Annotated in this window: 15 protein-coding genes; 13 read left to right on the forward strand and 2 right to left on the reverse strand. The window is 66.1% G+C overall.

The annotated features are described in order from the left end of the window. Window positions 1-90: 90 nt before the first annotated feature. The 8 genes from CFB46_RS12510 to CFB46_RS12545 all read left to right on the forward strand — a co-directional run bounded on the left by CFB46_RS12510 (window position 91) and on the right by CFB46_RS12545 (window position 11,486). Complete coding sequence (locus tag CFB46_RS12510; RefSeq protein ID WP_027784391.1) at window positions 91-2,013, forward strand: PrkA family serine protein kinase; 1,923 nt, start codon at window positions 91-93, stop codon at window positions 2,011-2,013. Between the two features lie 125 nt (window positions 2,014-2,138). After that, complete coding sequence (locus CFB46_RS12515; RefSeq protein ID WP_027784392.1) at window positions 2,139-3,407, forward strand: YeaH/YhbH family protein; 1,269 nt, start codon at window positions 2,139-2,141, stop codon at window positions 3,405-3,407. Beyond that, window positions 3,404-5,083 carry a SpoVR family protein gene (locus CFB46_RS12520; RefSeq protein ID WP_027784393.1) on the forward strand — a complete coding sequence of 560 codons (1,680 nt, stop codon included), beginning with the start codon at window positions 3,404-3,406 and terminating at the stop codon, window positions 5,081-5,083. The genes CFB46_RS12515 and CFB46_RS12520 overlap by 4 nt, the downstream gene beginning before the upstream one ends. 233 nt (window positions 5,084-5,316) lie before the next feature. Beyond that, window positions 5,317-6,621 carry an MFS family transporter gene (locus tag CFB46_RS12525; protein ID WP_027784394.1) on the forward strand — a complete coding sequence of 435 codons (1,305 nt, stop codon included), beginning with the start codon at window positions 5,317-5,319 and terminating at the stop codon, window positions 6,619-6,621. Between the two features lie 358 nt (window positions 6,622-6,979). Next, the gene (locus CFB46_RS12530) at window positions 6,980-8,914 is read left to right on the forward strand and encodes a rhomboid family intramembrane serine protease (RefSeq protein WP_089500134.1); all 1,935 of its coding nucleotides are present in this window, start codon (window positions 6,980-6,982) and stop codon (window positions 8,912-8,914) included. Window positions 8,915-9,127: 213 nt separating this feature from the next. Continuing rightward, on the forward strand, window positions 9,128-9,943 hold the full coding sequence (locus CFB46_RS12535) for an ABC transporter substrate-binding protein (RefSeq protein ID WP_027784396.1): 816 nt from the start codon (window positions 9,128-9,130) through the stop codon (window positions 9,941-9,943). 92 nt (window positions 9,944-10,035) lie between these two features. After that, window positions 10,036-10,758, forward strand: coding sequence for an amino acid ABC transporter permease (locus CFB46_RS12540; protein WP_089500135.1), 723 nt, complete (start codon window positions 10,036-10,038; stop codon window positions 10,756-10,758). Window positions 10,759-10,760: 2 nt separating this feature from the next. Continuing rightward, complete coding sequence (locus CFB46_RS12545; protein ID WP_089500415.1) at window positions 10,761-11,486, forward strand: amino acid ABC transporter permease; 726 nt, start codon at window positions 10,761-10,763, stop codon at window positions 11,484-11,486. Between the two features lie 28 nt (window positions 11,487-11,514). Here the strand turns inward: CFB46_RS12545 and CFB46_RS12550 are convergent, their stop codons facing one another. After that, window positions 11,515-12,780: a M23 family metallopeptidase gene (locus tag CFB46_RS12550; RefSeq protein WP_089500136.1), complete on the reverse strand. Its 1,266-nt coding sequence runs from the start codon at window positions 12,778-12,780 to the stop codon at window positions 11,515-11,517. A gap of 337 nt (window positions 12,781-13,117) precedes the next feature. Then, window positions 13,118-13,765 (reverse strand): TetR family transcriptional regulator, encoded by a 648-nt coding sequence (locus tag CFB46_RS12555; protein WP_089500137.1) that lies wholly within the window; start codon window positions 13,763-13,765, stop codon window positions 13,118-13,120. 151 nt (window positions 13,766-13,916) lie between these two features. Between CFB46_RS12555 and CFB46_RS12560 the strand changes: the two genes are divergently transcribed. The 5 genes from CFB46_RS12560 to CFB46_RS12580 all read left to right on the forward strand — a co-directional run bounded on the left by CFB46_RS12560 (window position 13,917) and on the right by CFB46_RS12580 (window position 23,664). Continuing rightward, window positions 13,917-15,119: a MexX/AxyX family multidrug efflux RND transporter periplasmic adaptor subunit gene (locus CFB46_RS12560; protein WP_027784401.1), complete on the forward strand. Its 1,203-nt coding sequence runs from the start codon at window positions 13,917-13,919 to the stop codon at window positions 15,117-15,119. A 15-nt stretch (window positions 15,120-15,134) separates the two neighbouring features. Next, window positions 15,135-18,275, forward strand: a complete 3,141-nt coding sequence (locus tag CFB46_RS12565) for a multidrug efflux RND transporter permease subunit (RefSeq protein WP_089500138.1) — start codon at window positions 15,135-15,137, stop codon at window positions 18,273-18,275. Continuing rightward, window positions 18,275-19,735, forward strand: a complete 1,461-nt coding sequence (locus CFB46_RS12570) for an efflux transporter outer membrane subunit (RefSeq protein ID WP_089500416.1) — start codon at window positions 18,275-18,277, stop codon at window positions 19,733-19,735. Before CFB46_RS12565 ends, CFB46_RS12570 begins: the two co-directional genes overlap by 1 nt. Before the next feature lie 845 nt (window positions 19,736-20,580). After that, window positions 20,581-21,093, forward strand: a complete 513-nt coding sequence (locus CFB46_RS12575) for a fimbrial protein (protein ID WP_027784404.1) — start codon at window positions 20,581-20,583, stop codon at window positions 21,091-21,093. Between the two features lie 117 nt (window positions 21,094-21,210). Further along, window positions 21,211-23,664, forward strand: a complete 2,454-nt coding sequence (locus CFB46_RS12580; protein WP_089500139.1) for a fimbria/pilus outer membrane usher protein — start codon at window positions 21,211-21,213, stop codon at window positions 23,662-23,664.

Consider the following 23,664-nt stretch of genomic DNA (forward strand, 5'->3'; position numbering starts at 1 on the left):
AGAAAGGGTTTAGGATGAATTCGAACGCGCTTGCTTTTGCGCAGTCGTACGAAGGCAGGCACGTCTTCAGACTCAGGCGAGGGAGGTAGCATGGATATTTACAGCAGCTTCGCGAACCGCTTCGAAAAAACGCGAGAGGAAGAGCTCTCGCTGGAGGAGTATCTCGCGCTCTGCAAGAACGATCCATCCGCGTATGCGACGGCGGGTGAACGCATGCTGGAAGCAATCGGGGAACCTGAACAGATCGATACCCGCAACGACCCGCGCCTGTCGCGGATCTTCGCGAACAAGGTCATCAAGGTGTATCCGGCATTCCGTGAGTTCTACGGAATGGAGGAGGTGATCGAGCAGGTGGTCGCGTATTTCCGCCACGCTGCGCAAGGTCTTGAAGAGAAGAAGCAGATCCTCTATCTGCTGGGCCCGGTGGGCGGCGGCAAGTCGTCGATCGCCGAGCGTCTGAAGCAACTGATGGAGCGCGTGCCGTTCTATGCGCTGAAGGGCTCGCCCGTCAACGAATCGCCGCTCGGGCTGTTCGACTACGACGAGGATGGCCCGATCCTCGAGGAACAGTACGGCATTCCGCGCCGCTATCTGAAAAGCATCCTGAGTCCGTGGGCCGTCAAGCGCCTGCACGAATACAACGGCGACATCCGCCAGTTCCGCGTGGTGCGACGCTATCCGTCGATCCTGCGGCAGGTCGGCATCGCGAAGACGGAGCCGGGCGACGAGAACAATCAGGACATCTCGTCGCTGGTCGGCAAGGTCGATATCCGCAAGCTCGAACAGTACGCGCAGGACGATGCCGACGCATACAGCTACTCGGGCGGCCTGTGCCTCGCGAACCAGGGCCTGCTCGAATTCGTCGAAATGTTCAAGGCGCCGATCAAGGTGCTGCACCCGCTGCTGACCGCCACGCAGGAAGGCAACTTCAAGGGCACCGAAGGTTTCGGCGCGATTCCGTTCGACGGCGTGATTCTTGCCCACTCGAACGAATCGGAGTGGAAGGCCTTCCGCAACAACCGCAACAACGAGGCACTGCTCGACCGGATCTTCGTCGTGAAGGTGCCGTACTGCCTGCGCGTGTCGGAAGAGATCAAGATCTACGAGAAGCTGATCCGCAATTCGTCGCTGGCCGAAGCCGTGTGCGCGCCGGGCACGCTGAAGATGATGTCGCAGTTCTCGGTGCTGTCGCGCCTGCACGAGCCGGAGAATTCGAGCCTGTTCTCGAAGATGCAGGTGTACGACGGCGAAAACCTGAAGGACACCGATCCGAAGGCGAAGTCGTACCAGGAGTATCGCGACTACGCGGGCGTCGACGAAGGGATGACCGGCGTATCGACGCGCTTCGCGTTCAAGATCCTGTCGCGCGTGTTCAACTTCGATACGAGCGAGGTCGCGGCCAACCCGGTGCACCTGATGTACGTGCTCGAACAGCAGATCGAACGCGAGCAGTTCCCGCCGGAAACCGAGCAGAAGTACCTGTCCTTCGTGAAGGACGTGCTCGCGTCGCGCTACGCGGAGTTCATCGGCAAGGAGATCCAGACGGCGTATCTCGAATCGTATTCGGAATACGGCCAGAACATCTTCGATCGCTACGTCACGTATGCGGACTTCTGGATCCAGGATCAGGAATTCCGCGACCACGACACGGGCGAGAGCTTCGACCGCGCCGCGCTGAACGCGGAGCTGGAGAAGATCGAGAAGCCGGCCGGGATCAGCAATCCGAAGGATTTCCGCAACGAGATCGTGAATTTCGTGTTGCGCGCACGGGCGGCGAACGCCGGCAAGAACCCCGTGTGGACGAGCTACGAGAAGTTGCGTGTCGTGATCGAGAAGAAGATGTTCTCGAACACCGAGGAACTGTTGCCGGTGATTTCGTTCAACGCCAAGGGTTCGGCGGAGGAGCAGCGCAAGCATGAGGACTTTGTGAACCGGATGGTCGCGAAGGGCTATACGCCGAAGCAGGTGAGGCTGCTTTGCGACTGGTACCTGCGCGTGCGCAAGTCGTCATGACACGCGCGGTATCGCGCCCGGACGGCGAGTCCGTACGGGCGCTTTCAGAGGCGCCGCCCGCATGACGGCAGACGGCATGCGCGGCGAGTGCCCCGGCAGATCGACTTTCGAGCGGGAGACCGGGAGTGCTTCATCAAATCATCGACCGCAGGCTGGCCGGCAAGAACAAGAGCATCGCCAATCGCGAACGCTTTCTGCGTCGCGTCAAGAACTACATTCGTCGTGCCGTGTCCGACGCGGTGCGCGACCGTAGCATCAAGGATATCCAGAGCACGCAGAGCATCACGATCCCGCGCAAGGACATCGCGGAGCCGAATTTCCGGCACGCGCCGGGCGGGCGTCGTGAATACGTGCACCCCGGCAACGAGGACTACGTGCGCGGCGACAAGATTCCGCGTCCGCAGGGCGGCTCGGGCGGCGGCGGCAGTCAGGCGAGCAACGAGGGCGAAGGGCAGGACGATTTCGTGTTCGAGCTGTCGCGCGACGAGTTCATGCAGTACTTCTTCGACGATCTCGAACTGCCGCGCCTCGTGAAGACGCACCTGCTGACGGTGCCGAGCTGGAAGAACGTGCGCGCGGGCTGGTCGGCGGAAGGCACGCCGAACAACATCGACGTCGTACGTTCGCTGCGCAGCGCGCTCGGCCGGCGCATCGCGCTCGGCTCGCCGCTCGTCAACGAGCTGCGCGAGCTCGAGGCGCAGCTCGAGGCGCTGAAGAGCGACCCCGAAGACCGCCGCGCGGAAATCGCGACGCTCGAGGCCGAGATTCATCACCTGAAAGGGCGCATCTGGCGGATTCCGTTCATCGATCCGTTCGATCTGCGCTACGTCAACCGCGTGAAGCAGCCGCAACCGTCGAGCCAGGCCGTGATGTTCTGCCTGATGGACGTGTCGGGCTCGATGGACGAGCAGCGCAAGGATCTCGCGAAGCGCTTCTTCATCCTGCTTTACCTGTTCCTCAAGCGTAACTACGAGCGCATCGAAGTGGTGTTCATCCGTCACCACACGCGCGCCGAGGAAGTCGACGAAGATACCTTCTTCCATTCGACCGAAAGCGGCGGCACGGTCGTGTCGAGCGCGCTCGAACTGATGCGCAAGGTGATGAGCGAACGCTACTCGCCGACCGAGTGGAACATCTACGGCGCGCAGGCGTCCGACGGCGACAACTGGACTGACGATTCGCCCAAGTGTCGCAAAATCCTGGAAGAGGATATCCTCACTCAGACGCGTTACTTCGCGTATATCCAGGTCGCGCCGGAAGAGCAGAACCTGTGGCTGGAATACGCGCAACTGGCCCTGTCGCAACCGCATCTCGCGATGAAAAAAGTGGAATCGGCTGCGGACATTTACCCGGTGTTTCGCGAATTGTTCGAAAAGCAGGTGGAAATGTCATGACGACCCGCCATCTGCACAACGAGTCGCGCGGCTACGAGCCGCGTCCTTCCGGCGACGACACGGCCGGCCCTGCCGCACCGCAGCAACGCGTGCAGGCCGAGACGCCGCCGCCGGCCGCCGACTTGCCCGGTTCCGGGCAAAAGGAAGCGCGTATGAACGTTGCCGAACGCAAGCCGCTGCCGTGCCCGTCCGACTGGACGTTCGAATTGCTCGAGGAATACGACACGCACATCTCGCAGGTCGCCGAACAATACGAGCTCGACATCTACCCGATCCAGCTCGAACTGATCAGCGCCGAGCAGATGATGGATGCGTATGCGTCGGTCGGGATGCCCGTCAACTACCGTCACTGGTCGTTCGGCAAGCACTTCCTCGCGACCGAAAAGAGCTACCGCCGCGGCCAGATGGGCCTGGCCTACGAAATCGTCATCAATTCGAACCCGTGCATCGCGTATCTGATGGAAGAGAACACGATGACGATGCAGGCGCTCGTCATCGCGCACGCGGCGTACGGGCACAACTCGTTCTTCAAGGGCAACTACCTGTTCCGGCTGTGGACCGACGCGCACGCGATCATCGACTATCTCGTGTACGCGAAGAACTACGTCGCGGAATGCGAGGAGCGCTACGGCCTCGATCGCGTCGAGGAACTGCTCGACTCGTGCCATGCGCTGATGAACTACGGCGTCGACCGTTACAAGCGGCCGCAGAAACCGTCGCTGTCGAAGGAAGCGGCGCTGCGGCGCGAGCGCGAGGCGTACCTGCAGTCGCAGGTCAACGAACTGTGGCGCACGCTGCCGGGCAAGAAGCCCGAGCTGACGGAGGAGCAGGAAGACCGCTATCCGCCCGAGCCGCAGGAGAACCTGCTGTATTTCGCGGAGAAGAATGCGCCGCTGCTCGAACCGTGGGAGCGGGAAGTGATCCGCATCGTGCGCAAGATCGGCCAGTATTTCTACCCGCAGCGGCAGACGCAGGTGATGAACGAAGGCTGGGCGACGTTCTGGCACTACACGCTGCTCAACACGCTGTACAACCAGGGGAAGCTGGAAGACGGCTTCATGATGGAGTTCCTGCATTCGCACAGCAACGTGGTCTACCAGCCGCCCGTCACGAAGCCGTACTACAGCGGGATCAACCCGTATGCGCTCGGGTTCTCGATGATGAGCGACATCCGAAGGATCTGCGAGGCGCCGACGGAGGAGGACTACAAGTGGTTTCCGGAGATCGCGGGCACGCCGTGGCTGCCGGCGATGCACTACGCGATGCGCAACTTCAAAGACGAGAGCTTCATCGCGCAGTATCTGTCGCCGAACCTGATTCGCGAGATGCGGCTCTTCTCGGTGCTCGACGACGACATGCGCGATTCGCTCGAGGTATCGGCGATCCACGACGAATCCGGCTACCAGTACGTGCGGCAGGCGTTGTCGCGGCAGTACGACATCCATCACCGCGAGCCGAACATCCAGGTCTGGGCCGTCAACACGCGCGGCGACCGCAGCCTCACGCTGCGTCACTTCATGACCGACAACCGCCACCTGTCGAACGACAGCGAGGAAGTGCTCAAGCACATGGCGCGGCTCTGGCAGTTCGACGTGTATCTGGAAAGCGTCGACGAGGCCGGCACCGTGCGCAAGCGCTACGAGTGCCGCTACGTGCCGCCGGAAGTGCGCGTGTGATCGGTCGCGGTCGAAATGTTTGCATCGGACGCCAGCCTGGGGGCTAGCGTTTTCATATGACGAACGCCTAGCGGGAGAAAAATTTTCTACATCCGGACGAACCCGGAGCGCTTGTTACTTTACATTTCGCTAAAATCCCGTAGCGCCAAGCACCGGAACCGGTGCCACGTGCGACCGCACGCGGCGGCCCCAGCCGTCTCGCCCAGAAAGTACTAAAAGGAACAGACCAATCCATGGACGTCCAGACCGACCAAGCTGCGCTGTCCGCGCAAGATACCCGGCGGCGCGTGTTCGCCATCGTCGGCGCCTCATCGGGCAACCTCGTCGAGTGGTTCGACTTCTACATCTACTCGTTCTGCGCGCTGTACTTCGCGCCGGCTTTCTTCCCGAGCGGCAACACGACGACGCAGCTGCTGAACACGGCCGGCGTGTTCGCGGCCGGCTTCCTGATGCGGCCGATCGGCGGCTGGCTGTTCGGCCGCATCGCCGACCGTCACGGCCGTCGCGCGGCGATGATGATCTCGGTGCTGATGATGTGCGGCGGCTCGCTCGTGATCGCGGTGCTGCCGACCTATGCGCAGATCGGCGCGCTCGCGCCGGCGCTGCTGCTGGTCGCGCGCCTGTTCCAGGGCCTGTCGGTGGGCGGCGAGTACGGTACGAGCGCGACCTACATGAGTGAAGTGGCGCTGAAGGGCCGTCGCGGCTTCTTCGCGTCGTTCCAGTACGTGACGCTGATCGGCGGCCAGCTGTGCGCGCTGCTGGTGCTCGTGATCCTGCAGCAGACGCTGTCGACCGCCGAGCTGAAAGCGTGGGGCTGGCGCGTTCCGTTCGTGGTCGGCGCGGCGGCCGCGCTGATCTCGCTGTACCTGCGAAAGTCGCTCGACGAGACGTCGACGAGTGCATCGCGCGACAAGAAGGATGCCGGCACGATCCGCGGCGTGTGGCAGCACAAGGGCGCGTTCTTCACGGTGGTCGGCTTCACGGCCGGCGGCTCGCTGATCTTCTACACGTTCACGACGTACATGCAGAAGTACCTCGTGAACACGGCCGGCATGCAGGCGAAGACGGCCAGCAACGTGATGACCGTCGCGCTGCTCGTCTACATGCTGATGCAGCCGGTGTTCGGCGCGCTGTCGGACAAGATCGGCCGCCGCACGTCGATGATCCTGTTCGGTTCGTTCGCGGTGATCGGCACGGTGCCGCTGATGCATGCGCTGAAGGACGTGACGAGCCCCGTGGCCGCGTTCGTGCTGATCACGGTTGCGCTGGCGATCGTCAGCTTCTACACGTCGATCAGCGGCCTCATCAAGGCCGAGATGTTCCCGCCGGAAGTGCGCGCGATGGGCGTGGGCCTGTCGTACGCGGTGGCGAACGCGATCTTCGGCGGCTCGGCCGAGTACGTCGCGCTGTGGTTCAAGTCGATCGGCAGCGAGGAAACCTTCTACTGGTACGTGACCGTGCTGTGCGCGATCTCGCTGATCGTGTCGTGGCGGATGCGCGATCCGAGCAAGGAAGGGTATCTGCGCCACGAGCCGTGATCGGCCGCGCGTCGCGCGTACCTGCACGATGACGAACGTCCCGCCGGTTGGCGGGACGTTTTTTTTGCGGCGTGCGATGACGCGCGCGGCGGCATCCGCCGTTCGCCCGAGGCGTGCGGCGTGAGCATGCCGCGTCATATCGATATGGAAATCGATTCGTTGTCCGCGGCGCGCGATGTCCTTAATCTGGCTGTGTAGTTCGTGTGACACCTCCTTGACTGGGATTCGCGCCCGCTGCGTGCAGCGGGCGTTTTTTTATCCCGGCTCCGTCGGCTGGTGTCGCCACGTTCTCGTGACGGGACGCGAAATATAATGGCGCTCGCGCGGCTTGCGCGCGGCAACCCATACCAAGATCCCCATGAGAGAACAACGACATCCGATGCCGTGGCTGACGATTCTGCTGGCCGTCGTCAATGCGGTCGTCTTCCTGCTGATGTGGCGGCAAGCGTCGTATGGCCCGCTATCGAACGGGCTACTGCTCGACTGGGGCGCGAACTTCGCGCCCTATACACTCACCGGGCAGCCGTGGCGGCTGCTGACCAGTGCGTTCCTGCATGGCGGCTGGATGCATCTCGCGCTGAACCTGTACATGCTCGTCGTGCTCGGCACCGTGCTCGAACGCGTCGGCGGAACGTTGCGATTCGGCGTCGCATACTTGCTGTCCGCACTCGGCGGCTCGTTGCTGAGCGCGCTGTGGCACGGTTATCACGAGGTCGGCGGCGCCAGCCTCGCGTTCGGCGTCGCGCTTCAGACGAGCGGCATCAAGCCGGTCGTGAGCGTCGGCGCGTCGGGCGCGCTGATGGGGCTGGCCGGTGCGGCCGCGGCCTTCGCGTTGCGCCGCGCGCGCGAAGGCGGGAACGACGCGCCGGTCGTGATCAACCTCGGCGCGGTCGGGCAGGTGATCGCGATCAATCTGCTGTCGGGCTTCTTCATCGGCGGCATCGACCAGGCCGCGCATCTCGGCGGCGTGATCGCCGGCTTCGTCGCCGGCTGGCTGATCTACGGGGCCGGCCGGTCGGGGCAGGTCCGCGGCGGTGTCGTCGTGCCGCTCGTGCTCGCGGTGCTCGGCAGCGTCGCGATGCTGTTCGCCGCGCAGCGGGCCGGCAGCGAGGAATTGCAGGCATGGCGCGTCGAGATGGATCGAGAGATGGCGCACGATGCCGCACAGCGTCAGGCGAAACGGCAGGCGGCCGCGATCGACGCGCAGATCCGCGACGACGAGCAGCATCGTCCCGCGCCGGTGTCGGCCGAGCAGGCCGCCGGCACGGTCGTGCCGGTCGGCAAGTCGCCGTATGCGATGGTGCTCGGCGCAACCGGCAAGCGCCTGTACGTGACCGACATCGACGCGAACACGCTCGTCGTCGTCGACGTCGACCGACGCGCGGTCGTGCGCACGATCGCGGGCGAGCCGTTCAAGACGGGGCTCGACGGCTGCCCGGGCAATATGTGCCGCGGGCGCGGCGCGAGCGGCGTGTACGTGAGTCCGGACGAGCGCTACGCCTATGTCGCGTCGATGCGCGAGAACGGGCTCGTACGCATCGACCTGAACAGCGGGGCGATCGTCGACGGCGTGGCGCTTGGCCGGTTTCCGCGCGCGATCGTCGCGTCCGCGTCGAACGACAGGCTCTACGTGCTGAACAGCCTGGACGACACGATCTCCGTCGTCAGCCTCGCGCATTGGCCGCAGGTCGTCGCGACGCTGCCGCTCGGCGAGCACGACGCGGCGGGCGTCGAGTTCGGCCGGGCGCTGTCGATGTGGTTGTCGCCCGATGGCCGGCGACTGTATGCATACGCAATGCAGAAGAGCGCGATCGTTGCGTTCGATACGGCGACGAATGCGCCGGTCCAGACCTATCCGGTCGACCAGGATTTCATTCAGGCGATGCCGGGCGCGAACGGCGCGGGAACGTGGTTCTACAACGCGTCGGCGGTGCAGTGGCGCGACGCGTCGAGCCTCACCGCGCGCGGCAGCTATCCGGTCTGCCAGACGTCGATGCACGGCTTCGACGGCAACGGCGACGGCACGCTGATCGCGGTGACCGGATACGACGGCAAGCCGTTGCGCGTGATCAAGACCGCGACGCGCCGCACGGTCGGCGAATTTCCGGTCACGGCCGGCGTGTCGCAAACAATCTTCGCACCGGATCGCCGTACGCTGTTTGCCCTCGGCGCATCGGGCACGCTGTCGTTCCTGAGCATGGACCGTTCGCTCGACTACCTGCGGGACGATGGCGACGGCGAATTCCTGTGTGCGGTGTCCGCCGCGGACGGCACGGAGGACGGCGGCGAGTGACCGGGAGCGCGGCCCGGCGCGATGAACGCGCGCGGCAAATGCGTCCCGTGCCTCATCACGAAACCCGCAGAGCAAAGCACCATTTGTTGGTTCGGATTCGCCGCACGCGCTGATACGTTAGCGGCTTCGCGACGACACACTCCGTCGCGATGTTTTTCGAACCGGGCCGCCGCGCGATCCGCGGCGGCCTTCATAACAAATCAGGTCGTGCTCATGAAAATCAACACGCTCGCTGCGTGGCTCGTCGGGGTCGCGCTCGTTACCGCAGGCACCGTCGCGCATGCGGACCGTCTCGACGACATCAAGAAGGCCGGCGTGCTGCGCGTCGCGACGTTCGACAGCAACCCGCCGTTCGGCTATGTCGACGCGAAAAGCAACCGCATCGTCGGTCTCGACGTCGATTACGCGAAGGCACTCGCCGACAAGCTCGGCGTGAAGCTGCAACTGCAACCGACCAACCCCGCGAACCGCATCCCGTTCCTGACGTCCGGCAAGGTCGACCTCGTGCTCGCGAATTTCACGATCACCGATGAACGCGCGAAGCAGGTCGACTTCAGCATTCCGTATTTCTCGTCGGGCCAGCAGTTTCTCGCGAAGAAGGGCGTGCTGAAGTCGGCCGACCAGTTGAATGGCCTGCGCGTCGGCGCGGACAAGGGCACGACCAACGAGATCACGCTGCGCGAGAAATTCCCCAAGGCGACGATCGTCGCGTACGACGACACGCCGTTCGCGTTCGCCGCGCTGCGCGCCGGCAACGTGCAGGCGATCACGCAGGACGGCCCGAAGCTGATCGGCCTGCTCGCGAACGTGCCCGACAAGCAGAACTATGAGATCCCGGCGTTCACGATCTCGAACGACTACATGGGCGTCGGCGTGCCGAAGGGCGAGACGCGCCTGCTCGGCTTCGTCAACGACACGCTGAAGGGACTCGAGGCGAACGGTCGCGCCGTGCAGATCTACGACGCATGGTTCGGGCCGACGACGAAAACGCCGCTCACGCGCATTTTCCGTATCGGCGACAAGACCTGAGCGGTCGCACCTGCGCCGCGATCGGCCTGAACATCGGCCGTGCGGCGCATTTCGTTTTCATCAGAACGTGCGCTTCGTACGCACGCCACGGCATGCTCGGCTTGGCTCCCAAATATCTGTCCTGGCTCTGGCAGGGCTTCCTGCTGACACTCGGCCTCGCGGCCGCGTCGGCTGTCGCCGCGACCGTTGGCGGGCTAGTGCTCGCCGTGATGCGGCATGCGCGCGGCAGGGCGCCGCGCACGGTCGCCGCCGCGTACGTCGTCGCGTTTCGCAACACGCCGCTGCTCGTGCAGTTGCTGTTCTGGTATTTCGGCGTCGCGTCGTTGCTGCCCGACACGTGGATCGCGTGGCTCAACGCGCGCCATGCGGTGAGCGCGGGCCCGTTCACGCTCGCGTGGCCGTCGTTCGAATTCGTCGCGGGCTGGGTCGGCTTGAGCGCCTATACGGCTGCATTCGTCGCAGAGGAATGCGAAGCCGGCCTGCGCGGCGTCCGACGTGCGCAACACGACGCGGCAGCCGCGCTCGGCCTCACGCCGATGCAGTCGCTGCGCTACGTGGTGCTGCCGCAGGCCGTGCGCATCGCACTGCCGCCGCTGTTCGGCCAATACATGAATCTCGTGAAGAACTCGTCGCTCGCGATGGCGATCGGCGTCGCCGAGCTGTCGTATGCGTCGCGGCAGGTCGAGACCGAAACGTTCAAGACGTTCGCCGCGTTCGGCGTCGCGACACTGCTGTACGTCGCGGCGGTGGCCGCGATCGAGGCCGGTGCGTATGCGGCCACGCAATGGCGCGACCGGCTCGGAGCGGGGCGCTGACGATGGACCTTTCGCTGCTCCTCTCCAATTTGCCGTACCTGCTCGTCGGCGCGTTTCCGGACGGTCCGCTCGGCGGCGCCGCGCTGTCGCTGCTGCTGGCGCTCGCGTCCGCGATCGCGTCGGCCGTGCTCGGCGTGGCGCTCGGCGTCGCGATGGCGCTTGCACGCGGCCCGGCGCGCGTGCTGCTGCTCGCGTTCATCGGCTTCTTTCGCGCGATTCCGGTGCTGATGCTGATTTTCTGGACGTATTTCCTGGTGCCCGTGCTGCTGCACATGGACGTGCCGGGGCTCGCGACGGTCGTATGCGCGCTGGCGCTGATCGGCGGCGCGTATCTCGCGCATGCGGTGCATGCGGGGATCGTCGCGGCGGGCGACGGGCAATGGCAGGCCGGGCTGTCGCTCGGGCTCACGCGCGGGCAGACGGTGCGCTACGTGCTGCTGCCGCAGGCGATCCGGATCATGACGCCTTCGTTCGTCAACCAGTGGGTCGCGCTCGTGAAGGACACGTCGCTCGCGTATATCGTCGGCGTGCCGGAACTGTCGTTCGTCGCGACGCAGGTGAACAACCGGCTGATGGTGTATCCGGCGCCGATCTTCCTGTTCGTCGCGGTGATTTATCTGGTGCTGTGCACGTCGCTCGACGGCGCGGCGCGGTGGTTGTTGTCGCGTCGCCCGCGTGCGCAACGCGCGGCGCAGGCGACGGTCGAGTACACGGAACCGGCGCGGTGACGGTGCGCCGCCGCGCGCGGCGCGTGCGTCACGACGCCGAGTAGTGCGTGTCGAAGACGGCGCGCAGCGTCGACGGACCGGTGGCGAAATCGCCCCACAGCGGCCCGTCGTTCTGCGCGAACGCGAACGGCGTCGTACTGATCGACGCGAGGCGGAAGCGCCATTGGGCGGCTTCCTGGCGGAACGCGGTGAGCTGCATGTCGGACAGCGCCGTCTGCGCGCTCGCGAGCGTGACGAGCGGGTCGACCGGTTCGTTCGCGACACGCACCTCGAAATGCAGGTGCGGGCCCGTTGCGGCGCCGGTCATCCCGACCGAGCCGATGCGCTGGCCTTGCTTCACCGTTTCGCCGGTCTTGAGCCCGTGAGCGAACGCGGACAGGTGCGCGTAGTAGGTCGAATAGCCGTCCGCATGATCGACGATCACATAGCGACCGTAGCCGCCCGGATCCGTGCCGACGAACGACACGACGCCGTCGGCCGCCGCATCGACCGGCGTGCCGCTCGGCGCGGCGAGATCGACGCCGGTATGGAACGCCATCGCCTGCGACAGCGGATGGATGCGCTCGCCGAAGAACGAGCTGATGCGCGTCCACTTGACCGGCATCGTGAACGCGGCGGCTTCGAGCGGCGAGCCGTCGAGCGTGTAGTACGCACCGTGCTCGGCGCCCGGCGCGCGGAACCAGATCGCGCCGAACGTGCGCCCGGCGACGCGCAGCTCGAGCGCGGTGAGGCGCGGCGTGCCGTCGTTCGTGTCGAACGCGACGCGGTAATAGTCGCCGCGCTGCGCACTCGCGCGCATCGCAACCTTGCCGGTGACGAGATCGCCGAGCTGGATACGCACTTCGGGCGGCACATCGAGACGGTTCAGTGTGTCGGACAGCGTGAGGTCGATGTCGCCCGCGCGCATCCCTTGCTGGTGTTCGGGCGACGCGAACTGGAACAGGCTCGCGTAGCCGAGCATGTCGTTGCGATGCGCGCTGAGCGGCGCGAACAGGCCCGGCTGCAGGCTGCGATCGCTGCGATCGACGTGTTCGTTGCGCTCGCCGATCGTGCGGGCGAGCTCGCTCGCCACGAAATGCTGCGCGGTGGGAAACGGCGTATCGGACAGCACGCGCTGCGGCAGCGCGGCCGTGCCCGAGTCGACGGCGCCCGGGAGTTGCGACACGGCCGGCAGCGCGGCGGCGAGGCCGAATGCGGCGAGGGCGCCGAGCACGGCGGCCGGCACGAGCGCGCGCACGGCGCGCTGCGCGCGACCGGGCGCGACGGCGTCAGGGGTTGCGACAGACTTGACCAAGGTGTCCACATCCAGGAAAGCGGTTCAAAGGGGTGTGGGCGGGGGCCGCCGGCGGCACATCGTCGAACGGCGACGGGGCGGGCGGCGGGCGTGCAACAAAACAGGCCCCGCCAGGGGCCTGTGTCGTTTCCGTTCGACCCAACGCGCGGGGCGGGCCCGCTTCGAACGGCGGCGTGCATACCGGGTCGAACCCGGTTATCACGAAGACGCTAAAGAAAGATGACAGCGTCAGTCTACCGATGTTCCGCGAAACGTTAAAAATTTTAAAGGGGGTCAGCTCATTCGTTTCGCAGTGCGGTAAGTCGGGTTAAATCAGCATTTGTTACGACGATTTTCGTCAGGCCGGCAATTTTTGCGCGCGTCGGCGCAGGGCGGCGGAGGTGCGGACGGCGTCGAAACCGGCGTCGAGCATCGCCTCCGCGTCGTTCCACAGGTTGCCGCGCAGCCGGTTGGTCCAGATCATCGACGCGAACACGCCTTCGAGCAGCGACACGAGATAGACGGCGGCCAGATGCACGTCGAGATCGGCGGCGACTTCGCCGACCGCGATCGCGCGACGCAGCAGCGCCTTGGTGATGCGCAGCATCTGCAGCTCGAGCAGCATGCGGCGCCGTTGCAGCGCGCCGTTTTCCTCGCTCTGCTCGCACTTCGTATAGAGAATCACGAGCACGCGCTGCATGGGGCCCGGCTCGCCGCATTCCTGCAGGTAGTGCGACGCGGCGCGCCGCAGCGTCGCGAACGGCGGCAGGCCGTCGCCCGCGTCGAAACCTTCCGAGGTGCGCGCGAACGCGCGATCGCACATCGCCAGACACACTTCCATCTTGTTGCGGTAGTGGCCGTAGACGGCGCCTCGCGACATCCCGGCGGCCTCGGCGAGGTCCGCCATCGCGGTTTGCGCGACGCCTCGCTCGAGCAGCACGAGCTCGGCGGCGTCGAGGATCCGGTGCTTGATGGCGAGCGATTCTTCCCGGGTCTTGCGGGCCATGTCGTGAAGTTCCTTACAGTTCGCTGTCGTTTTATTGAGACAATGTGGGGGCCGGATTGAAGCGGCACGTATTTAATCAGTCGTGACTGATTATAATCGGCCACCCTGAGCCGCCGCATTGTATCGGCGGCGGATGATCCGAGGTCAGACCATGAATAACAAACGCACCCTGTGGCGCCGCATGCGGCTGGCGCCGTTCGCGCTCGCGGCCTTGCTGGCCGTGGCCGGATGCGGAAAGAGCGACAAGGGCGCGGCGCCCGAGACCGCGAAGCAGGCCACCGTCGTGACGGTACGCCCGACGGCCGTGCCGATGACCGTCGAACTGCCGGGCCGGCTCGACGCATACCGGCAGGCGGAGGTCCGCGCGCGGGTCGCGGGCATCGTCACCGCACGTACTTACGAGGAAGGCCAGGAAGTGAAGCAGGGCGCGGTGCTGTTCCGCATCGATCCCGCGCCGCTGAAGGCCGCGCGCGACGCCGCGCAGGGGGCGCTCGCGAAGGCGCAGGCCGCCGCGCTCGCGGCGGTCGACAAGCGCCGCCGTTACGACGATCTCGTGCGCGATCGCGCGGTGAGCGAGCGCGACCACACCGAGGCCGTCGCGGCCGATGCGCAGGCGAAGGCCGAGGTCGCATCGGCGAAGGCCGAACTCGCGCGGGCCCAACTGCAGCTCGACTACGCGACCGTCACCGCGCCGATCGCGGGCCGCGCACGGCGCGCGCTCGTGACCGAAGGCGCGCTCGTCGGCCAGGACCAGGCGACGCCGCTCACGACCGTCGAGCAGCTCGATCCGATCTACGTGAACTTCTCGCAGCCGGCCGCCGACGTCGACGCATTGCGTCGCGCGGTGAAGAGCGGGCGCGCGACGGGCATCGCGCAGCACGACGTCGCGGTGACGCTGCTGCGCGCCGACGGCACCGCGTATTCGCTGAAGGGCAAGCTGCTGTTCAGCGATCTCGCGGTCGATCCGACCACCGACACTGTCGCGATGCGCGCGCTGTTCCCGAACCCGGAGCGCGAGCTGCTGCCCGGCGCGTATGTGCGGATCGCACTCGACACGGCGGTCGACCAGCGGGCGATCCTCGTGCCGCGCGACGCGCTGCTGCGCACGACCGACCGTACGTCGGTGCGCGTGGTCGACGCGAACGGCAAGGTCAAGGACGTCGAAGTCACGGCCGACCGGATGAGCGGCCATGACTGGCGCATCACGCGCGGCCTCGCGGGCGGCGAGCGCGTGATCGTCGACGACGCCGCGCAGTTCGCACCCGATACGGTCGTCAAGCCCGTCGAGAAGGCGCCGCCGTCGAAGGCGGCGCCGGCAGCGGCCGCTTCGCAGGCGGCCGCCCGTCAAACCTGACCGGTTCAAACCAACATGGCACGTTTCTTCATCGATCGCCCCGTCTTCGCGTGGGTGATCGCCATCTTCATCATGCTGGGCGGCCTGTTCGCGATCCGCGCGCTGCCCGTGGCGCAGTACCCGGACATCGCGCCGCCCGTCGTCAGCATCTATGCGACGTACCCGGGCGCGTCCGCGCAGGTCGTCGAGGAATCGGTGACCGCGCTGATCGAGCGCGAGATGAACGGCGCGCCGGGATTGCTGTACACGTCCGCGACGAGCAGCGCCGGGGCCGCGTCGCTGTACCTGACGTTCAAGCAGGGCGTGAACGCCGATCTCGCGGCCGTCGAAGTGCAGAACCGGCTGAAGACGGTCGATGCGCGCCTGCCCGAGCCCGTACGCCGCGACGGCATCCAGGTCGAGAAGGCCGCCGACAACATCCAGCTCGTCGTGTCGCTGACGTCGGACGACGGCCGGATGACCGCCGTGCAGCTCGGCGAATACGCGTCGGCGAACGTCGTGCAGGCGCTGCGCCGCGTCGAGGGAGTCGGCAAGGTGCAGTTCTGGGGCGCCGAATATGCGATGCGGATCTGGCCCGACCCGGTGAAGCTGGCCGGGCACGGCCTCACCGCATCGGACATCGCGTCGGCCGTGCGGGCGCACAACGCGCGCGTGACCATCGGCGACATCGGCCGCAGCGCGGTGCCGGACAGCGCGCCGATCGCGGCGACCGTATTCGCGGACGCGCCGCTGAAGACACCGGCCGATTTCGGTGCGATCGCGCTGCGCGCGCGGGCCGACGGCTCCGCGCTGTTCCTGCGCGACGTCGCGCGCGTCGAATTCGGCGGCAACGACTACAACTATCCGTCGTACGTGAACGGCAAGGTCGCGACCGGGATGGGCATCAAGCTGGCGCCTGGCTCGAACGCGGTGGCCACCGAGAAGCGCGTGCGCGCGACGATGGACGAGCTGTCCGCGTACTTCCCGCCGGGCGTGAAATACCAGATCCCATACGAGACGTCGTCGTTCGTGCGCGTGTCGATGAACAAGGTCGTCACGACGCTGATCGAGGCCGGCGTGCTGGTGTTCCTCGTGATGTTCCTGTTCATGCAGAACCTGCGCGCGACGCTGATTCCGACGCTCGTCGTGCCGGTCGCGCTCGCGGGCACGTTCGGCGTGATGTATGCGGCCGGCTTCTCGATCAACGTGCTGACGATGTTCGGGATGGTGCTCGCGATCGGCATCCTCGTCGACGACGCGATCGTCGTCGTCGAGAACGTCGAGCGGCTGATGGTCGAGGAAGGGCTCCAGCCCTACGACGCGACCGTCAAGGCGATGAAGCAGATCAGCGGCGCGATCGTCGGGATCACCGTGGTGCTGACGTCGGTATTCGTGCCGATGGCGTTCTTCGGCGGCGCGGTGGGCAACATCTACCGGCAGTTCGCGCTGTCGCTCGCGGTATCGATCGGCTTCTCGGCCTTCCTCGCGTTGTCGCTGACGCCCGCGCTGTGCGCGACGCTGCTCAAGCCGGTGTCCGGCGGCCATCACGAGAAGCGCGGCTTCTTCGGCTGGTTCAACCGTTTCGTCGCGCGCGCGACGCAGCGCTACGCGACGCGGGTCGGCACGATGCTGAAGAAGCCGCTGCGCTGGCTCGTCGTGTACGGCGCGCTGACCGCGGCCGCCGCGCTGATGCTCACGCAGTTGCCGACCGCGTTCCTGCCGGACGAGGACCAGGGCAACTTCATGGTGATGGTGATTCGCCCGCAAGGCACGCCGCTCGCGGAAACGATGCAGAGCGTGCGCCGGGTCGAGTCGAGCATCCGCCGCGACGAGCCGGCCGCCTATACGTATGCGCTCGGCGGCTTCAACCTGTACGGCGAAGGGCCGAACGGCGGGATGATCTTCGTCACGCTGAAGAACTGGAAGGAACGCAAGGCCGCGCGCGATCACGTGCAGTCGATCGTCGCGCGCATCAACGAGCGCTTCGCGGGTACGCCGAACACGACGGTGTTCGCGATGAATTCGCCGGCGCTGCCCGATCTCGGTTCGTCGAGCGGCTTCGACTTCCGGCTGCAGAATCGCGGCGGGCTCGACTACGCGACGTTCAGCGCCGCGCGCGAGCAACTGCTCGCGGCGGGCGGCAAGGATCGCGCGCTCACCGACCTGATGTTCGCGGGCACGCAGGACGCACCGCAACTGAAGCTCGACATCGATCGCGCGAAGGCGTCCGCGCTCGGCGTGTCGATGGACGAGATCAACACGACGCTCGCGGTGATGTTCGGCTCCGACTATATCGGCGACTTCATGCACGGCACGCAGGTACGGCGCGTGATGGTGCAGGCCGACGGGCTGCACCGGCTCGATCCGGACGACGTGAGGAAGCTGCGCGTGCGCAACGCACGCGGCGAGATGGTGCCGCTCGCGGCGTTCACGACGTTGCACTGGACGCTCGGGCCGCCGCAGCTCACGCGCTACAACGGCTATCCGTCGTTCACGATCAACGGTTCGGCCGCGGCGGGCCACAGCAGCGGCGAGGCGATGAGCGCGATCGAGCGGATCGCCGCGACGCTGCCGGCCGGCATCGGCCATGCGTGGTCGGGGCAGTCGTTCGAGGAGCGGCTGTCGGGCGCGCAGGCGCCGATGCTGTTCGCGCTGTCGGTGCTCGTCGTGTTCCTCGCGCTCGCGGCGCTCTACGAGAGCTGGTCGATTCCGTTCGCGGTGATGCTGGTCGTCCCGCTCGGCGTGATCGGCGCGGTGCTCGGCGTGACGCTGCGCGGGATGCCGAACGACATCTATTTCAAGGTGGGGCTGATCGCGACGATCGGGCTGTCCGCGAAGAACGCGATCCTGATCGTCGAAGTCGCGAAGGATCTCGTGGCGCAGCGCATGTCGCTCGTCGACGCCGCGCTCGAGGCCGCGCGCCTGCGACTGCGGCCGATCGTGATGACGTCGCTCGCGTTCGGCGTCGGCGTGCTGCCGCTTGCGTTCGCGTCGGGCGCCGCGTCCGGCGCGCAGATGGCGATCGGCACCGGCGTGCTCGGCGGCGTGATCACGGCGACCGTGCTCGCGGTGTTTCTCGTCCCGCTGTTTTTCGTGATCGTCGGCCACCTGTTCGACGTCGGCCCGCGCCGGCGCGGCGGGTCGCGGCCGGCGACGATGGAGGGTTCGCAACCATGATGTTTGCGCTGAACGCACGCGCCGCGCGGCGGGTTCAGGTCGTGCTGGCGGCCGCGCTCGCGCTCGCCGGGTGCTCGCTCGCGCCGCGTTACGAGCGCCCGGCGGCGCCGGTGCCGGCGAGCTATGCGCCGGGCGACGGCAATACCGTGCCGGCGGCCGAACCGGCCGCCGCGCAGGATGCCGCGTTGCTCGACGACTGGCATGCGTATTTCACCGATCCGGCGCTGCAGGCGTGGATCGACGCGGCGCTCGCGAACAACCGCGACCTGCGGATCGCGGCCGGCCGGCTCGAGGAAGCGCGCGCGCTGTACGGCGTGCAGCGCGCGGACCTGATGCCGTCGGTCGATGCGCAGCTCGGCTATGAACGCGCACGCCAGTACGATCCCGTCGTGCGCGAAAGCGCGATCAGCGGGCTGTATCGCGCGGGCGTCGGCGTCAGCGCGTACGAGCTCGACCTGTTCGGCCGCGTGCGCAACCTGTCCGACGCGGCGCTCGCGGAATATTTCGCGACGGCCGACGCGCAGCGCACGGTCCGCATCGGCGTGATCGCCGAAGTGGCGGGCGCGTACGTATCGGAGCGGTCGCTGCACGAGCAACGTGCGCTGGCGCAGCGCACGCTCGATGCGCGCGAGCGGATGGCCGCGCTCACGCAACGCCGCTATGCCGCCGGCACGAGCGACGCGATCGAGCTGCGCTCGGCCGAGATGCTGGTGGCGTCCGCGCGCGCGTCGCAGGCCGCGCTGCAGCGCGAGCATGCGCAAGCCGTACGGGCGCTGCAATTGCTGGCGGGCGATTTCGCGCGCAACGTGCCCGACGACGCGACCGCGCTCGACACGCTGTCGATCGCACCCGTGGCGCCGGGCGCGCCGAGCGAATTGCTCGAACGGCGGCCGGACATCCGGCAGGCCGAGGCGCGGCTGAAGGCTGCGAACGCGAACATCGGCGCGGCGCGCGCGGCGTTCTTCCCGCGCATCGCGTTGACGACCGACTACGGTTCCGTGAGCGACGCGTTCTCGAACCTGTTCGCGGCCGGCACGAGCGTGTGGACGTTCGCGCCGCGCATCACGCTGCCGATTTTCGCGGGCGGACGCAATCGCGCGAACCTCGACGTTGCGCACGCGCGCAAGGACATCGCGGTCGCCGAATACGAGAAGGCCGTGCAGACCGCGTTTCGCGAAGTGGCCGATGCGTTCGCCGCGCGCGACTGGATCGACCGGCAGCTTGCCGCGCAGCAGGACGTGTATGCGGCGGACGGTGCGCGGCTGAAGCTCGCGGAGCGTCGCTATGCGGGCGGCGTCGCCACCTATCTCGAATTGCTCGACGCGCAGCGCAGCACGTACGAGTCGGGGCAGGAGCTGATCCGGCTCAGGCAGCTCAGGCTCGCGAACGCGATCGCGCTGTACCGTGCGCTCGGCGGCGGCTGGGCGCCGGCATCGGCGGAGGCCGCGGCTTCCGCGTGATGTGCGATTCGTCGCCTGACACCTCGGCGTGTCGGGCGACATGACGGTGGCCGTACGATTCGACGTGCGGCCGTCGTTTCTGCTGAGCGTGCTGCCCGCGGTACTGCCGATCTTCATCGGCGCTTCCTTTCACTGGTCCACGCTTCGCTTTCATCTCCAGGCAGGAGCAAGGGCTGCTTCCGCCGCCGCCCGCATCCATAGACCAATCGTGTCGCCCGCGGCGCACACGTGTGCCGCGTCTCTTCCTTTTTCATCTCATCCTATCCGGCATGCCACGCGTGTTCCGGCGGCCGCGCATGCGGGCGATTCCCGATCGGTAATTGACGACCGAATTAATCAATGAATTGGAATCAATGGCGGCGGCAAAGTGTCGCAGTAAAACGTTTGTATTTTTTCGCAATCGTTTGCGCGATAAATCCGTATTGATGAAATGCCGTCGTTAATTTCCTGTCAGTTGAAAATGATTCGATATCCGTGTTGCTATCGGACAACGATGGCGGTACTGGACAATGTTTTGTCCTTTGAGCGGAGGTTTGGCGCAAGCCTCTGCCAACAAAGAGGGGCGCGGTGGAGACGATTATCGGCAAGAAATTCCCTTAATCTTCAATCGGTTCCCGAAAATCAAAAAGGACTGCGGATAAAAGGTCTGTAATTGAAAATGGAAAGGAAATAATGAGGCTCTAGAGGCATAAATCGAACATTGTCAGATGCATTTGACAATGATTTACAGAAATCTTTCACGGTTATCTCGATAATGCCGCCTCGTGTCGGACGGGAGCCACCACACGCTGCCGTTTGTGTCCGCCACGTCATCCATTCCATTTGCACTCCTTACGGGAAACGTCATGAAAAAATCCATCCTGAGCGCTGTCGCACTCGCGGCCCTGTCCACCTCGGCCTTCGCGGCGGGCACCGGCACGATCAACTTCACGGGCGAGATCGTCGCGGGCGCATGCGGCATCGATTCGAACTCGGTCAACCAGACCGTGCAGCTCGGCAAGGTGCCGACCAACAAGTTCAAGCAAGCCGGCGACAAGTCGGATCCGGTGTCGTTCGACATCAAGCTGACCGACTGCGACACCAGCATCGCGCAGAACGCGTACTTCACGTTCACGGGCACGTCGAGCGCCGGCCAGCCGAAGCTGCTCGCCACGATCGGTTCGGCAAGCAATGTCGGCATCCGCCTGCAGGCCGCGTCGGGCGAATACCTCGACAACGGCGCCGAGCAGAAGGCGCCGACGCTGCTGCAGAACGGCACGAACACCGCGCGCTTCGCGGCGATGTACGAAGCGACGGCGGCCGGCGTGACGCCGGGTACCGCCGACGGCGTCGCGAACTTCACTGTCCGTTACCAGTAAGCCGCCGCACCGGGGAAGGGTGCACGCACCCTTCCTCGTTCATTTTCCCTTCCTTTCTTCTCCTCGGACTCCCGGTAGCGCCGCGTGCGAATCAGACATTCCTTCCTTTGCGTCTCCGTGCTGGTCGTCGGCAGCCAGGGCCATGCGACGGAATTCAATTCGTCGTTCCTCGACATCGACGGAACGAGCAACGTCGACCTGTCGCAGTTTTCGCAGCCGGACTTCACGTTGCCCGGCGAGTACATGCTCGACGTGCAGGTCAACGACCTGTACCTCGGACTGCAGCCGATCGAATTCGTGGCCGTCGATGCGACGGGCGCGGGCAAGCCGTGCCTGCGAGCGGAGCTCGTCGCGCGGTTCGGCCTGAAGCCGTCGCTGGTCAAGGACCTGCCGCGCTTCCAGGGCGGCAGTTGCGTCGACCTGGCTGCGATCGAAGGGGCGACCGTGCGTTACCTGAAAAGCGACGGGCGGCTCAAGATCACGATTCCGCAGGCCGCGCTCGAATTCACCGATTCGACTTACCTGCCGCCGGACCACTGGTCCGAAGGGATTCCCGGCGCGATGCTCGACTATCGCGTGATCGCGAACACGAATCGCAACTTCGGCGCGAGCGGCGGGCAGACGAATTCGATCCAGGCCTACGGGACGGTCGGCGCGAACTGGGATGCGTGGCGTTTTCGCGGCGACTACCAGGCGCAATCGAACGTGGGCAACACGGCGTACGCGAACCGCACGTTCCGCTTCAGCCGGCTTTATGCCTTTCGCGCGCTGCCGTCGATCCAGTCGACGGTGACGTTCGGCGACGACTATCTAAGCTCCGACATTTTCGACACGTTCGCGCTCACGGGCGCGTCGATCCGCAGCGACGACCGCATGCTGCCGCCGTCGCTGCGCGGCTATGCGCCGCTGATCTCGGGCGTGGCGCGCACCAACGCGACCGTGGCCGTGTCGCAGGCGGGCCGCGTGCTGTACGTGACGCGCGTGTCGCCGGGCGCGTTCGCGCTGCAGAACGTCAATACGAGCGTGCAGGGCACGCTCGACGTGGCGGTCGAGGAAGAGGACGGCAGCGTGCAGCGCTTCCAGGTGACGACGGCCGCCGTGCCGTTCCTCGCCCGCACCGGGCAGTTGCGCTACAAGGCCGCGGTCGGCAAGCCGCGCCTGTTCGGCGGCGCGGGCATCACGCCGTTCTTCGGCTTCGGCGAAATCGCGTATGGCCTGCCGTTCGACGTCACCGCCTATGGCGGCTTCATCGCGGCGTCGGGCTACACGTCGGTCGCGCTCGGCGTCGGCCGCGATTTCGGCACTTTCGGCGCGGTGTCGGCCGACGTCACGCACGCGCGGGCACGCCTGTGGTGGAACGGCGCGACACGCAACGGCAACTCGTATCGCATCAACTATTCGAAGCACTTCGACGGGCTCGACGCGGACGTGCGCTTTTTCGGCTATCGCTTCTCCGAGCGCGAGTACACCAACTTCGCGCAATTCTCGGGCGACCCCACCGCGTACGGCCTCGCCAACAGCAAGCAGCGCTATTCGGCGACGCTGTCGAAGCGCTTCGGCGATACGTCGACCTATTTCTCGTACGACCAGACGACCTACTGGGCACGCTCGTCCGAGCAGCGCGTGGGCCTGACGCTCACGCGCGCGTTCTCGATCGGCACGCTGCGCAACCTGAACGTCAGCGTGTCGGCATTCCGCACGCAGAGCGCGGGCGCGAGCGGCAACCAGTTCTCGGTCACCGCGACGCTGCCGATCGGCGGCCGTCACACCGTCACGTCGAACCTGACGACGGGCGGCGGCAGCACCAGCGTGAACGCCGGCTACATCTACGACGATCCGGCCGGCCGCACGTACCAGGTCAATGCGGGCGCAACCGACGGCCGCGCATCGGCGAACGCGAGCTACCGCCAGCGCACCTCGGCGTACCAGCTCACCGCGCAGGCGTCGACGCTCGCCAATGCGTATGCGGCCGCGTCGCTCGAAGTCGACGGCTCGTTCGTCGCGACGCAGTACGGCGTGTCCGCGCACGCGAACGGCAATGCGGGCGATACCCGGCTGCTGGTGTCGACCGACGGCGTGCCCGACGTGCCGCTGTCCGGCACGCTCACGCATACCAATTCGCGCGGCTATGCGGTGCTCGACGGCATCTCGCCGTACAACGTGTACGAGGCGACCGTCAACGTCGAGAAGCTGCCGCTCGAAGTGCAGGTGACGAACCCGATTCAGCGCATGGTGCTGACCGACGGCGCGATCGGCTTCGTGAAATTTTCCGCCGCGCGCGGCAGCAACCTGTACCTGACGCTGACCGACGCGGCCGGCAAGCCGCTGCCGTTCGGTGCGTCGGTGCAGGACGCGGCGAACGGCAGGGAACTCGGCATCGTCGGCGAAGGCGGTGCGGCGTTCCTGACCCAGGTTCAGCCGAAATCCACGCTGGCGGTGCGGGCGGGCGAACGGACGCTCTGCACGATCGACGCACTGCCGAACCAACTCCAACTCGAAGGCACGCCGATTCCGATGACGTGCCGGACACCCGGCGAGTCGCATGCGGCCGCCGCGCGGGTCGAACGATGA

The organism is Burkholderia sp. HI2761 (genome assembly GCF_002223355.1).
In the GTDB taxonomy this organism is placed as follows: Bacteria; Pseudomonadota; Gammaproteobacteria; order Burkholderiales; family Burkholderiaceae; genus Burkholderia.